Genomic DNA, 13,863 nt, shown 5'->3' with positions numbered 1-13,863 from the left:
ATGACACTCACTCAGCGCAAAAAACAAAAGGGCGCCCTGGTTTCCCAGAGCGCCCTTCTTAGAACAAGATTGTTGCGTTGCAGCAAATGCTACTCGGCAGCAGCCTCAGTCTCGACCTCGGCGGTCTCGGCCTCGGCGACCTCAGCGGCCTCCTCGACCTCAGCCTCGGCAGCGAGCTCCTCGGCGGTAACGCCGACGAGAACGACAACCTCGGCCTTGATCTCGCGGTACAGCGAGATGGCAACGGTGTGGGCACCGGCAACCTTGATGGGCTTACCGAGCTCGACGCGCTTGCGGTCGATGTCCATACCGAGCTGAGCCTTGATGGCGTCAGCGATCATAGCGGCGGTAACGGAGCCAAAGAGGATGCCCTCGTCGCCGACCTTGACGTCAACGGTGACCGTCTTGCCCTCGAAGGCAGCCTTGGTCTCGTTGGCGGTAGCCAGACGGACGGCCTCGCGCTTGGCGATGTTGTTGCGACGCTCGTCAAGCTGCTTGAGGTTGCCCTTGGTGGCGGCAACAGCGAGCTTCTTGGGGAACAGGAAGTTCTCAGCGTAACCCTGAGCGACCTCTACGACGTCACCCTCGCCGCCCTTGCCCTTGATCTCATCGAGAAGAATAACCTTCATGATGCGTCTCCCTTCTTAGCCGCGGTCGCGGTTGCCACGAGAGGAAACCACGGGGACGGTGTACGGCAGGAGAGCCATCTCGCGGGCGCGCTTGATGGCGTTGGCGATGTCATGCTGATGCTGCGTGCAAGCGCCAGTGACGCGACGGGGCTTGATCTTGCCACGGTCGGTCATGTACTTACGGAGAAGCTGAGTGTCCTTATAGTCGATGAACTCAGTGTTCTCCTTGCAGAACTGGCAGTACTTACGACGCGGCTGACGTGCAGAAAAATCATTAGCCATGTCAAAATACCTTTCATTTGGCAACTTCGGCGAACCGAAGCCGCCTCTCACTCAAAACTAGGTGAACAACCCTTAGAACGGGATGTCCTCATCGTAGACGTCGACCGCGGGCGGCGTAGCCACCGGTGCGGCAGGACGTGCTGCGGGCGCGGGAGCTGCGGGGGCGTAACCGCCCTGGTCGTAGCCACCCTGGCCACCACGGGAGCTCATAAACTCGATCTCATCGACGATGACCTCAAGCTTGCTCCGGCGCTGGCCGTCGCGCTCCCAAGAGCTGTAGCGCAGCTTGCCCTCGATCGCGACCTTGTTTCCCTTTGCCAGGAAACGGCTCACGGCCTCGGCGCGGGTGCCGAACATAGTGCAGTCGACAAAGTTGGGATAGTCCTCCCACTCGCCAGTCTGCGCGTTGCGGCGACGATCGTTCACGGCGACGCCAAAGGACAGAACCTGGGTTCCGCCGGCGGTGGCGCGCAGCTCGGGATCGCGGGTGAGGTTACCGGTGATGTTCACTCGATTGATGCTCATAACTCACTACTTCCTCTTGGGGCACAAGCCCAGTCCAAAACGACAGTCTTACTCCTGGTCGTCGCGACGGACGATCATGTGGCGGACCACAGCGTCGGTGATGCGCAGGACGCGATCAAGCTCGGCGATCTGGGTAGGATCTGCGTGGAAGTTGATGAGGGTGTAGTCACCATCGGTGAGGTCGTTGATCTCGTAGGCGAGCTTGCGCTTGCCCCACTCGTCAACGGAGTCGACCTTGCCAGCGCCCTCAGCGATCGTGGTATCGATACGCTTCATAACAGCGAGACGAGTCTCGGGGTCGAGCGACGGGTCAACAAAGAACAGCAGTTCATAAGCCTTCATATTGTCACCTCCTCTGGGCAAATGTGGCTTCAGGTCGTGAAGGTGCGCCTGAAGCAGGAAAAGACTTGGTAATAATATCTTTCAACCTCCTAGGCTGCAAGAATATGCAGCTACAACCTCATGACCTCCACATATGCCCATACTCACACGACGTTTCATGCGCATTCCAACCAAATGCTGACCAAAAGCTTGACGGATCTGTTGACAAGATACGGTGCCGTGGGGACAAGCTGAGCCAAGCCGCAGGTCAACGGGCACAAGGCTGTGGTCGCAAAATGCATACCAGTGGCCCACAGCACCACCCAAAGATTTTTAAATTCATTGCCAAGTCGCTTATGAATACCCTTTTTTGAACAATTGAGTTGATCAACCACGCTGGTCGGAAGCCGTTTTTTGGGACCTCAAGCCCCACTGCAGCGCCAAGCACGGCCAAGCGTTTTAAAAAATGCCAACTTTTCTGTTTGCACTTTGCGATTCCTCGTGTATACTGACTTTCGCATTTAACGGAGAGTTGTCCGAGTGGCCGAAGGAGCACGATTGGAAATCGTGTAGGCGTCAAAAGCGTCTCCAGGGTTCAAATCCCTGACTCTCCGCCAGTTAATTCCAAAGCAGGCCTTCGAGCCTGCTTTGTTTTTACCCCACGCGGAGGGGTGGCAGAGTGGTTGAATGCGGCGGTCTCGAAAACCGTTTGGCCTGTATAAGGTCACGAGGGTTCGAATCCCTCCTCCTCCGCCATTTTGGTTGAGAAAGCTCCCAACAACGGGAGCTTTTTTGTTTTGAGTCCCTTACAAACAAATACGGCGAAGGAGGAGGGATTCGAACCCGCCAGGGCGCAAAGCGTAAAGAAAACGCGCCAGTGGCGCGTTTTTAGCGCAGCGCGGTCGGCGTAAGCCGACCGGATAAATTTTGAGCTCCGCTCGAAATTTGGACATCCCTCCTCTTCAACCCACACCCCCATCACGTTCAATCCCAACCCAACATCCCAAACATGTACATCACCCTCCAAAACCGACATTTTTCGACATCTTTGGAGGCTGGTGTACACCTTTGCATATTGTGCCCGGCGGACGATCGACCGTTTTGCCAGCATCCGGTATATTTCCCCACCTCAACGGACATAAGAGTTGGGTATCGACTCAGAGCGAGAGGTCCCCAATGGATACCCCTGTTCTCATTTCGCATAAAACTGCATGGCTCGTCCATCACGCGCCACAAGGCCTGGTTCAAGCGGTCGCGCAACACGACTACCAGATAGGCGCAAGAGGTCTCTCCACCCAGCAACGCATCGCGCGCATACGACAGGCCCTCACCGACTGCGGCATTCCGCCCGATATGTTCAAGACTATCGATATCTCCGTAGTGTTTGCTTTCGAGCGAATTCGCACTAACGGTGTTTCTTGCCATGTTCTCGGCCAAAGCCTACCCTATGGCCATATTGACGAGCTTACGCCCGGCATCTTTATCACCGACGAAGCCTTCACCTTCGTGCTCGCCGCCGAGTGGATGGATAGAATCGAATACCTCGAGTATGGCTACGAAGTTTGCGGCGACTATCGCATGGGCCTTAATCCCTCTGACCCTTATACCGAGCAACCAGCAACCACCTCCAAGGACGAAATTGTCGAACTGCTCGATCAACACCCTGGCAAACCCGGTGCCACACGCGCGCGACTCGCGCTCAGACATGTCTACGACCACTCGGTCTCGCCTATGGAGGCTGCGTCGGCAATCGCCCTTTCACTTCCAACAAGCGAAGGCGGCGTTGGCATTCGAGGCATCGAGCTCAACCAACCGCTCGAGATCCCTCAACGTCTTTGGCATTGCACCAAAGCCCGAACACTCAAAATCGATGCCCTCATTACCTATAAGCGCAGAGAGCTCGGCATCGAATATAAGGGTGGCTTTCACGACGAGACTGACCGTAAGGGAGCAGATGCGGAACGCGAAGCTGTGCTCGCCCAAATGGGTTATCGCATCGTCACACTCACCTCAGCGCAATTTGCCAGTCAACTCGCTTTTCACCGTGCCATGAACAATATCCGCGAAGCACTCGGTATGCCCCGCTGCACGGATGCCGAGTATCAGCGAAAGCAAAACGAACTGCGAAAGGCACTTATCCGCAACTGGAAGGGCACGAAGGACATAGAGACGCCCTCCGAGTAACGTCACCCGCTCGCCCCGCGCCAAAACATGTACATCATCCTCCAAAAACGACATTTTTCGACATCTTTGGAGGCTGGTGTGCATGTTTGGTACCTATGACCGCACCCAACCCCTACCGTTTGCCGAGCAATAGGGTCGCAATCGCCGCCAACCATGTACTATGTACGGGCATTGTCTAAACTCGCAATCAGAAGGACCCCATCTTGCCCGTCGTCGCCGCTATGACCGTTACTTCACACGCTTCGGATGCCATGGTCGCTATCCCATTTTGGCTCGAGATGTTCGCCGTTGTCGCGGCATCGATCTCGGGCGTGCTGGTCGCGCGCGAGCACAAGCTCGACCTGGTGGGCGCGGTCGCGCTCGCGGTGGTCTGCGGTCTGGGCGGCGGTCTTTTGCGCGATATGACACTCCAGGTGGGCAACGTCTACATCCTCAACCAACCAATGGCGTTACCGCTCTCCATCGCCACGGCGGCCATCATCTACATTTTCCCGGCAATCGTCGACAAGCCCGAAAAACTCATTCCCCTGCTCGATATCATCTCGGTGGGTATTTATGCGGCAACCGGCGCAGACAAGGCGCTGGTCTACGGCTTTGCGCCCGCCGTGTGCATCATGATGGGCTTTTTCACCGCCGTTGGCGGCGGCATGCTGCGCGACGGCTTTATGGGCGTGGTACCGGGCATTTTCCAACGTACGAACTTTTATGCCATCGCGGCCATTGCCGGATCGACAAGCTATGTCTGCCTCGTCATGAGCGGCCTCGTGAGCAATGTCGCCGCGCTGGTCGTATGCGTTGTCGTGACCATGGGTCTGCGCTGGCTCTCGCTACGCTTTGACATCAAAAGCCCCACCGAGGAAGACATCGCGCGCTTCTTGCATCGCAAAAAGTAGACAGCACGGCACAACCCTTCGAAATGCAACCGAGAGGTTCTTTTAGAGCGCCCGCGCGTTGGGTACCCTGTTAGATACCTATCGAGCATCTAACGAAGGATTCACTATGCCCCGCAATCAATTCCCGTCGACCCAGCGCCGTAACGCGTGGGGCCGCATCGCCATGCTATTTGCGCTCATCGCGCTGGCGCTCACCGCACTTCCCGTGGCGTCGTTCGCCGGCACGGACGCCGCAGGAAACGTACTTGCGACTGACGGTGACGTCAATCCGTCCGGCGTCGAGGGTGACCTGTACTGGGCCGGTCAGGCCCTCAACTTAGACGATGCCTCCATCGACCGCGATATCATCGCCGCGGGCGATACCCTCTCGATCCGCGACTGCACGGTGGGCGGCGCCGTCCGTCTGGCGGCGCGCACTATCGACATCGCCAAGACCACGGTTGATGGCAGCGTGACGGTGGCAGGCCAGCACGTCGTGCTCAACACCGATAGCACCGCCAACTGTTTTTACGCGGCAGGCGAGACGGTTGCCCTGCGCGGCTCTACCAAGTCGGCAGCGCTTGCGGGCGACACGGTGACCATCGATGGCACCGTCGAGGGCGATGTCGAGGTTTGGGCCGACAAGCTCATCCTGGGCAAGAACGCCCGCATCACTGGCACGGTGAACGCCCATGTCTCGCAAGACCCCGAGCGAGCCGAGGGCGCTCAAGTCGGAGCACTCAAGATCGACCGGACCGAAAACGAGGACACCTCTACGGTCAACGACACGATCGGCGGCATCGTTGCCGCAGCGCTTTCCACTTGCTTTGTCGCCATCCTCCTTGAGCTCGTCTTTCCGCGCGCGACCGCCGGCGCCGCAGGCATGCTCCATCAGCGGCCCGCGCCGCTGTGGGTAAGCGGTCTTCTGGGCACGGTCGCCGTCGTCCCCGCCGTTTTGCTGCTCATCGTCTCGATTGCTGGCCTGTCGCTCGCCGGAGCCCTCATGTGCGGCATCATCGGTATCGCTTTGGTCTCGGCGGCATTCACGGGCACCGCGATCGCACGCATGGTCGGACACAACCAGAACCGCTTCGCCATGGCCTCCGTGGGCGGTATCCTCGCGGGAACACTCACGGCACTTCCTCTTATGGGCAGCTTTATCAGCGGTGTGGCCTTCGTCTTCACACTCGGCTACGTCATCCAGATCATATGGCGCAACGCCCACCTCAAGCCGCAACAGCCGACTAACACGCCGGAACTCCCCACCGCTTAGCCGCCAACCGCCACAAAGGGGACAAGCACCTTTGTGGCGGTGCAAAGGGGTCAGGTTACTTTGCACCAACAAACGAAGCGGGGCACCCGATCGCATCGACCGGGTGCCCCGCTTTTTCATGCTCGTGTTGATATTCGAGGCGAACAGCTACTCCTCAGAACCGTCGTCGCGCTTACGGCTACGGATGAGATGCGCCACGCCAATGCACAGCACCGCGCCACCGGCGATCCAAGTGAAGGTCACACCATTAAGACCGGTGAGCGGGAGGTTAATCTGCTTGGTATCGCCAACGGTGATGTTGAAGGTGCCGTCGGTGTTTGTGAGGGTGCCCTCTTTGAGATCAAGTTTATTATCGCCAACCTTTCCGGCACTTTTATCATTAAGGCCAGCGATGATCTTGTTGTTCTGGCCCTTGCTATCAAGCGTGCCCTCAAGCTTTGTCAGCTTGTAGGCTTGGCCCTCTTCATTAATTGTCGGCGTAATTGTGAAATCGAAGGACGAAACCGCGGTATAGCCATTGGGGGCTTTTTTCTCGGCCACGGTATAAGTACCAGCATCAAGACCGGTGAGGCGAATTGAACCATCATCACCCGTCTTATGAACGATCTCGCTATCGCTCAGCGTGCCATCCGCTGCGACATATTTCTCCTTCGCATTTTTCTCATCGCCCTTGGTCGTAATGGTGAATTCAGCGTCCTTGAGAGGCGCTTCAGTACCCAGGTCAACCTTATTAATCTGAAGGCCGTAGGTGTAGTCCACGACGGTGTCGGGCGCCGAGGTGCCAGTGCCTGCGACCATGGGGTTGTTAGAATACTCGAGCGTAACAGTATTGGGGTTGCCCTCCAGCTCGTTGTTGGCCCCTGCAATAACCGCCTCTGCGTTGAGCTTTGCCTTGTAGAAGACAACAATCTTGGTGTTGGCATTGATCGAAAGCGTTCCGCCATTTTTCGCGGTGGCCGACTTCAGACCCTTGGTTCCAATAAAGTTAACTGTCAAAACACGATGATTTGACTCAGAAGGGGCATCCACATTGTAGCTACTCGAATCAATCTCGGTATATACACCATTATTCAACGCATAAACGCTGAGCGAGCTATTGATGTAATCAAGGCCGTCCGTCAGTTGATCCATAAACTTATAGGAATAAGAGTCATAGCTGTCGTAGTTATCTGCAATCGTACCGGTAAGCCTATAGTTCACTTCCTGGTCGATCTGGGAGTCGGCAGCGTCCTTCCAATTGGCCTCTGCCTCCCCAGTAATGGCACCGCCCGTCACCTTTGAATCATCAAGGATCTTTTTCTCAACCGTGGGGATGTTGGACTTCTCACAAACGGTCACGGCGCTACCACCCACGACTGCAAAGATCGGGGACGTGCCGGTGTTCTTTTTGTTAGGACCCAGGCTATCCCCGTCGGTCACAAACAGGTAGTAGCCGCTGCCGTTCTCGGCACCGGGAGTCCAGGAGGCGCCGGCAGCGATATCAGACGCAGCCGGTGTCTGGTCCTTTACAGCATTCGCGACTGCGTAGAGAACATTGTCGGTCTTAATCCGAGTTCCCTTGCTCGACCCGTCAGGCGACCCAGCGGTAGTGGAGCCCGCATTCGCCATGAGGAAGTCGGCGACTTCCTGGGCCGTAGGGTTCTCAGACAGCTGCTTATCATTACTCAAGTTGCTATAGCCAGTCCAATTAAACTTGATGGCGTTGACAACTTTCACTCCAAGCGCATCACTCGACCACGTGATGTCCTGAGCAGTTTTGCCGTTTTCAGTGTCGGTAACCGTGGCTTTAAAGATCTGGTACGCCTTAAACGTGGTGCCATCGTTTCCCTCGGCCTGGCTAATGGTAATGCTGCCCGAAGTGCCCTCCGCAGCAAACGCCATGGTCACCGGCGCCATCACGCCGCCGAGGCTCAGGGCTGCCGTAAGTCCGGCGGTTATTGCCAGGCGGGCGATGTTCTTGGTTGTCTTCATGTTTGGTCCTCTTTCTTGGAGGGTTCTCTAGTAACTTTTCAAAACCAATGATCATCAGGTCGGTAGGCCTGCGCGTCACTCGCTACGGAGGCAGTACGCAATTGAGCAAGGGGGGGGGGACAATTATTTTTCACGGCGATCTCCTCCCCACTTGATGACGAGCGCGGCAACAATAGCCGCCGCTCCGATGGCAGCCAAAGCCGCCACCAGCACCAACGTTCTATCTCCCGTCGAGGGCATAAAGCCTCGACTTGCTTCTTTGCTTGGGGTGTTGAGCACCGACAGCTCAATCGAACCCGTCCCGGCATCGGCGGTATCAACCCACAGGGGGCTTTCGGCCGACACGGTCACTTTGGGCTTCGCGACTGCCACCTGCTTAACGTCCAGGCCCTCGGCCGTAACCGTCACCATACGTTTGCCCTCAAAGGCGGTGTAGCCCTTGGGAGCTGCGACCTCTTCGACGGTATAGATGCCCGCGTCCACGCCGGTCAATTCCACATGGCCGTCCGCGTCCGTGGTGACACAAGCGTCGGCATCCGTCGACCACGAGCCGTCAGTCGTTAGAATGCGCCCGCGGTCATCGATGATGCGCAGCTTGGCGCCCGCGAGCGGCTTATCGTCCGAGCTTGAGCGCTTGATCAGACTGAGTCCCCAGGTGTAGGCGCACGCATCATCGCTCGGCGTACGGGTGAAGCCGGCGTCGCCGGACTGGTCGGCGAGAGGAGAGCGCGGGTAGCGCAGGTAGACCTCGTTGGGATTGCCCTTGGTGGCGCCTCGATTGCAGTTGGCCCCCAACGGCGCATTGTAGACAGCAACCACGCGGGCGCCCGCGGCGAAGGCGTCGGCCCCGCCGAGCGCGGCGACCAGGTCGCCGGTGCGCACGGTGAAGGCATTGCCCTCGACCGAAACCCTGCACTGTGAAGTAATGTCTGTCCACCCTTTAGCCGGCGTCGAGTTGGCGTTGCCGCCCTCACATGCGACGGCGTCAAAGCCGCCGTCCGCGCCCGCCGCCGCGTACACGTGCATGCTCGCGGCCACCTTGGAGGGGTCGAGCCCCGCGCCCATAGTATCGACGAACTGCACCGCATAGGTGTCGTAGGCCGCGAGTCCCGCCGGGACCGTGGCCGAGAGGCGCCAGTACAGGTCGTCGCCGACCGTGGCGTCGGCGGCCTTGCCCCAGGCGGCGGTGCTGTCCTCCAGCACGCGCTTGGCCACCTTGGGCGTCGCCGCCTTGGGCTTGACGGTTACGGCGCTGCCGCCGACCAGGGCCATGATCGGCGCGGTGCCGACCTCGCCTTGGGCGATGGCGTCGTCGGCGACGACGATGAGCCAGTAGCCGCAGGGCAGCTCGGCCGCCGTGCCCGCGTTAAGGGTCACAGAAGGGACGCCGACTTTGCAAATTTCTCTGGCAAGTTTTGCCGTCAGCGCCGTCGTCATGCGCCCGTCGACATTCATCCATTCGGCAGCCGCTTGCGCCGTCGAGACCGTGCTGTCGAGCCCCGCATCATGAAGCATCGGAAGAACAGCTTGACGAACCGTGTCATTCGCCCACGTTACGTCAGTTGCAATTTTTTGGTCAGTATCGGCGTCGCCGACAACGGTCGCCGAAAAGAGCTGGTACGCGTCATACCGCGTCGCAACCGCACCGCTCACCGTAATGGCACTGGTATCGGTAGCATGAGCCGTCCCAGGGGCAATCGCGAAAGACAGAATAGCGACCATGATTATCGTCGCGGCAGCCAACAAGCGGCGACAAAGCCTACTCACGGCGACCACCTCGATCTTGATCGCGATGGCGACGAGCATGCATCCATGTCGCAGCAAAACACAGCAGCGATGCACCAGCCAGATACGTCATAGTCAAGCCAGCCCCGCCCGCCTCAGGAAGCGTGGTCGAATACTTGTTGGTAAAGGTCGGTGGGGTTGTAGAGCCGTTGTCGTAGGTGACCTCGGTGTTTAGCTTTCCTTCTCCATTAGTCACGACAACCTTAACCTCATGTTTGGTCGTGTCGTAGGTGATGTGGTCCTTGACGTTGTTCTCGGCGCCCGCGGGAATGACCTCGGAGATGGCGTACTCATAGATCCCCGTCTTGGTGTAATCCAAGACAAAGTTAATATCACCATCCGCACCGTTCCTGATGGTCTGGAGAACCTTACCGGTCTTCTTGTCCTTGAGCGCAAACCCGAACTGGCTTTCTTGCAAGGTCGAGCCTTCGAGCATCTTGGTGGCAGAAATTGTAGCTTGACCACTATAGGGCGCATCATAGACCGTGATGTCGGTACTCACCGTTGGGGTGTCAATGTCGACACCCTTTGCCCTCAGCTCTTCCGCCTTAGTAAGGGCCTTCTGATAGTCGTCCTCATTGTTGCCTTTGAGCAGAATCCACACTGGTTTAGGGGCAATATTGTATCCGCCGGGCGCCTTGGTCTCCTCAAGGCAATACAACTTGTAGGCTTCCATCTTTTGCGTAGGAGTGCCGAACGTTACCGTGCCCGTTTCGTCTGTTTCATCACTCCGAATCAGCGTTTTCGCAGAATCGAGGCCGAACTCTAATGCCTTGTCCATATCAACCTCGTAGAGCGTGAACTCAGCACCGGGCAGCTTTTTTGTGACATCGCTCTCGTCGACCTTGGTAACCGTTACGCCGTAACCGCTACCGCCAGCCAAACCAGATGCCTTTTTAATAGCCCAGTCTTTTGAATGGACCGTATCACCGTCATAGACACCCGTAAGCGACGCTTTGTTGCTCAGAGAAACCGTTTCTCCCTCGTTACCCGCAGGAATGACCTCGTACTCAACTTTGAGATATTCCTTATCGGGCACGCGGAGCGTCATCTTTGTACACGCCGCGCCGTTTTCATCTTCAATGGTCCTAGCGGAAACGGGGCATTTGTCAGAGCCAAGCAACTTCCAGCCTGTCCCATCGTATTGGGACACATTGACCGAATCCGTCACCAGCGTGCACTTGGCATCCATGACATCGACAAGCTCGAGGAAGTCGCTGTCGCTCTTAAGGTTAACTGCCGATTCGTTAACCAAGATGGTGTACTTGATACGGTTGCTATTGGCGACCTGGTCGCCGGTCTTTTGCAGTACGTTGTTCTTAATGGTGACGGTCCCACTACCGGAGTCGAACGTTTTGCTCCCCGACTCGGCACTGGCTAAGTTGGTGAACTTCACCTCGTTCTTAGAGGTATCGAGCTCACCACGCTTGACCGCCGTCTGATACGTAAGCTTAGCGTAACCAGCATAGTTGCCGAGCGCCGTCGTGGGGATGGAGAAGGTAACGGTGCCTTTGTCATCACTGACGTTCGCAGGGGGTAGGCTGTCGGCGACGGTCTTCTCTCGCTGGGCGGTACCGTTACCTGCTTTCTGGTCATACGGATTCTGAAACAGCGAGTATTTGGCAGACCCTGGCACATAGCTCATACCACTCGGCAGCGTGTCAACGACGTTCAGCGGCTGGTTATTAAGCTTGCCAGCGCCGTAAGGCTCCCCTCCCGGCGTCTTGGCCCTATTCGCATAGACCGTCCACTCAACGATCCATGCACCTTTTTCGGAAGACCCATCGATCTTACTCCAGTCGAAATCCTCACGCCAGGAAACAGCGGTTTTCGCAGAGGGCTTCTCAACCTTAGGAGTCGAGTCCACATCGACGTAGTAATAGATAAAGTCCGTGAAATACTTAGTACCGTTTACTTCCACTGATGCAAAATTGGAGTACCAGCCAGGAAGCGCGTCGGATTTTGTCATATAAGTAAGCACCGCATCTGGGTTATCTTTGAGCGCATCCCTTACCTTGTTGTTTATCTGAATGGTAAGGTTGAAGTTCTTCTTGGTTGCAAACGACGTTGAATCATTGTAATCATCGAACCACCAATCGGTTCCCCGCTCCAAAGGGACATTGCCGATCATAATGGAATAGCTGTCGGCGTCTGGGCCGATATTCTGCTTCCAAGCAGTCTGGAACGTATCAAACACTCGAACCGTCTCCGGATTCATCGCATCAACAATGGAGCCCAGCGCTATCCGAAGCTCCCAGGTTGCCCGACCTGTTGTCGCCGCATCAGGTTCTTTCAAAAGCCTCTTTACAATCTGCGTCCCCACCAGCTTCGGCGTAAACGTGCCACTGTCCGTGCCGGAAACGGAATTGTCACGCGAGATATTCGCACTATTGCTCACCGTGTCATACGAGTCCTGATCTTTCATTTGAGTGTGATAGACAATGCGATAGGGCTTGTACTTATCTGTGTCAGATAGACCTGAGAACTTATAGCTAAACGTTTTACCAGTGGAGCTATCGAGATCGCCGCGAGCGATCTCGTCTTCCCCGTAGAGTCCCCTATAAACGATGTAATTACCCGTATACGTCTGCTTGTCGTCCAGCGTGTCGGTGAATGTATAGCCATTCATGTCGGTTTTGATATCACCGTTGTTGAGCGTAACGATCCATTTGATATCGGACGGCGTTCCGGTGCCATCGCTCTTGTTAATCATGTCATAGCGAAACTTATTTGCTTGACCTTCACATTTATTCGAGTTTTCTTTGTTTTGGCCCCAAGTCCAGGTGGCGTTGTTTTTTGAACCGGGGAGCTCATCAATCCAAACATAGTTGTCCACAGAAACATTCGGGTTCATAACCGAATCATAGGTAATCGTATAAGTCCCTTTGGACAAGTTCCCCAAATTAAGAGTCGCGGTCTGCCCGTTAATGCTTGGCTGTTGCTCGAGCGTCTTGCCGTTCAACTTAAACGATTCAGACACAAACGTAAAATTGCTACCCAACTCATCGGTGAGCTGGACATTGTGAGCATAAGACTCGACCACCAGCTTAAGAGTCCACGTTACTTTTCCTTCGCCGCCGGATTGAGAGAACTTCCCCTCCTTCGTTCCCGCAACGTCGCCGTCTTTGGTCGAAATGTCAATTCCGGCCGTTCCAGGAAATTCGACTTTTGTTGTGTCGCCGGAGCCAACGTTCTCATTTGACAGCTTGAATGAAAAATCAACACCAACATGAACATCGGACGGATTCGTATTAATCCAGTTTTGGTCAAAAGTGAAGATCAGCTTATTATTCTCGCACTTCCAGGTGACAGCCTCTTTGCCCGAACCGTCATAGAGCAACCCGCTTTCATCCTTCAATAACTTAACATTGCTCGGAAGAGAGTACTCCGCAACGTTTTGCGCCGAGCTCGGGGTATGGTTCGGCTTAAAGTCCGCGCTAAACGAACCGTAGAGCGTGTCGGTCGAAAGCACGGCAGTATTACCCAAAGGCACTTTACGGTTCTCGTCGGTATACAGCTCGACCGTAACTTTCGCCGTCGTCTCATCAATCACAATCGGCGTCGGCGTCGTCACGTCATCGGCGCGCACTGGAGCTGCGCCGTGAAAAACTGCGGCGGTGAGGTTAATTAAAATGAAGATCAGGGCCGCAATACCCAGCGACCGTGAGCGGCGTGCGTCCATAGTTGTCCCCTAATTCCTACAACACAGTGTGGAATACGGCGAATCGTCGGATCGAACACAAACCCCAACATCAACGAGAACCTACCTAGCGCATTGCAAGAACCCATTGGGGAGCAACTTCTAAGACGGTTCGTCTATGCCACAATGCATAAAATACAATATAGATACCAATCATGTAAACCGCAGGTAAAGAGGTCTTTTAATTTAATACCAGTTGATATTTACCTGTTAACGGTTTTGCATTAAAGCAGTTATATTCTGTGGAATTATGTATATGTTTAAACAACTTAACTTTGCCTGAAAAGCCACTCGGGGGGATAACCTCCTCCACCGTGGTGC

Annotated in this window: 10 protein-coding genes and 2 tRNA genes; 5 read left to right on the top strand and 7 right to left on the bottom strand. The window is 55.9% G+C overall.

The features are described 5' to 3' along the window. Positions 1-89: 89 nt before the first annotated feature. The 4 genes from rplI to rpsF form a co-directional block, all read right to left on the bottom strand. On the bottom strand, positions 90-629 hold the full coding sequence (gene rplI / locus GT571_RS05385; RefSeq protein ID WP_022094073.1) for a 50S ribosomal protein L9: 540 nt from the start codon (positions 627-629) through the stop codon (positions 90-92). 15 nt (positions 630-644) lie between these two features. Beyond that, positions 645-911, bottom strand: coding sequence for a 30S ribosomal protein S18 (gene rpsR / locus GT571_RS05380; RefSeq protein WP_006235829.1), 267 nt, complete (start codon positions 909-911; stop codon positions 645-647). A gap of 72 nt (positions 912-983) precedes the next feature. Continuing rightward, positions 984-1,436, bottom strand: coding sequence for a single-stranded DNA-binding protein (locus GT571_RS05375; protein ID WP_006235830.1), 453 nt, complete (start codon positions 1,434-1,436; stop codon positions 984-986). Positions 1,437-1,484: 48 nt separating this feature from the next. Further along, positions 1,485-1,778 carry a 30S ribosomal protein S6 gene (rpsF, locus tag GT571_RS05370; protein ID WP_006235831.1) on the bottom strand — a complete coding sequence of 98 codons (294 nt, stop codon included), beginning with the start codon at positions 1,776-1,778 and terminating at the stop codon, positions 1,485-1,487. A 505-nt stretch (positions 1,779-2,283) separates the two neighbouring features. Here rpsF and GT571_RS05365 point away from each other — a divergent pair. The 5 genes from GT571_RS05365 to GT571_RS05345 all read left to right on the top strand — a co-directional run bounded on the left by GT571_RS05365 (position 2,284) and on the right by GT571_RS05345 (position 6,086). Beyond that, positions 2,284-2,374 (top strand) — tRNA-Ser (locus GT571_RS05365). Between the two features lie 48 nt (positions 2,375-2,422). After that, positions 2,423-2,513: transfer RNA gene (locus GT571_RS05360), tRNA-Ser, on the top strand. Positions 2,514-2,933: 420 nt separating this feature from the next. Beyond that, entirely contained in the window at positions 2,934-3,941 is a 1,008-nt protein-coding gene (locus tag GT571_RS05355; protein WP_161155921.1) for a PDDEXK family nuclease, read from the top strand. A gap of 203 nt (positions 3,942-4,144) precedes the next feature. Beyond that, a complete protein-coding gene (locus GT571_RS05350; RefSeq protein WP_240136223.1) occupies positions 4,145-4,834 on the top strand; it encodes a trimeric intracellular cation channel family protein in 690 nt (229 codons plus the stop codon). Between the two features lie 106 nt (positions 4,835-4,940). Next, positions 4,941-6,086: a bactofilin family protein gene (locus GT571_RS05345; protein ID WP_161155919.1), complete on the top strand. Its 1,146-nt coding sequence runs from the start codon at positions 4,941-4,943 to the stop codon at positions 6,084-6,086. A gap of 147 nt (positions 6,087-6,233) precedes the next feature. Here GT571_RS05345 and GT571_RS05340 read toward each other — a convergent pair whose 3' ends face one another. The 3 genes from GT571_RS05340 to GT571_RS05330 all read right to left on the bottom strand — a co-directional run bounded on the left by GT571_RS05340 (position 6,234) and on the right by GT571_RS05330 (position 13,524). Then, positions 6,234-8,057, bottom strand: coding sequence for an isopeptide-forming domain-containing fimbrial protein (locus GT571_RS05340; protein ID WP_161155917.1), 1,824 nt, complete (start codon positions 8,055-8,057; stop codon positions 6,234-6,236). Positions 8,058-8,180: 123 nt separating this feature from the next. After that, positions 8,181-9,863: a SpaA isopeptide-forming pilin-related protein gene (locus GT571_RS05335; protein WP_161155915.1), complete on the bottom strand. Its 1,683-nt coding sequence runs from the start codon at positions 9,861-9,863 to the stop codon at positions 8,181-8,183. Then, a complete protein-coding gene (locus tag GT571_RS05330) occupies positions 9,817-13,524 on the bottom strand; it encodes a Spy0128 family protein (protein WP_161155913.1) in 3,708 nt (1,235 codons plus the stop codon). Before GT571_RS05330 ends, GT571_RS05335 begins: the two co-directional genes overlap by 47 nt. Positions 13,525-13,863 lie beyond the last annotated feature (339 nt).

The organism is Collinsella aerofaciens, assembly GCF_009876115.1.
Taxonomy (GTDB): domain Bacteria; phylum Actinomycetota; class Coriobacteriia; order Coriobacteriales; family Coriobacteriaceae; genus Collinsella; species Collinsella aerofaciens_N.
This window is presented reverse-complemented; position numbering and strand designations above follow the sequence as displayed.

Coding starts and splice junctions, on each gene's coding strand:
- GT571_RS05335 (WP_161155915.1), bottom strand. CDS start 9,863: ATGCTCGTCGCCATCGCGATCAAGATCGAGGTGGTCGCCGTGAGTAGG.
- GT571_RS05345 (WP_161155919.1), top strand. CDS start 4,941: ATGCCCCGCAATCAATTCCCGTCGACCCAGCGCCGTAACGCGTGGGGC.
- rpsR (WP_006235829.1), bottom strand. CDS start 911: ATGGCTAATGATTTTTCTGCACGTCAGCCGCGTCGTAAGTACTGCCAG.
- rpsF (WP_006235831.1), bottom strand. CDS start 1,778: ATGAAGGCTTATGAACTGCTGTTCTTTGTTGACCCGTCGCTCGACCCC.
- GT571_RS05330 (WP_161155913.1), bottom strand. CDS start 13,524: ATGGACGCACGCCGCTCACGGTCGCTGGGTATTGCGGCCCTGATCTTC.
- GT571_RS05340 (WP_161155917.1), bottom strand. CDS start 8,057: ATGAAGACAACCAAGAACATCGCCCGCCTGGCAATAACCGCCGGACTT.
- rplI (WP_022094073.1), bottom strand. CDS start 629: ATGAAGGTTATTCTTCTCGATGAGATCAAGGGCAAGGGCGGCGAGGGT.
- GT571_RS05375 (WP_006235830.1), bottom strand. CDS start 1,436: ATGAGCATCAATCGAGTGAACATCACCGGTAACCTCACCCGCGATCCC.
- GT571_RS05355 (WP_161155921.1), top strand. CDS start 2,934: ATGGATACCCCTGTTCTCATTTCGCATAAAACTGCATGGCTCGTCCAT.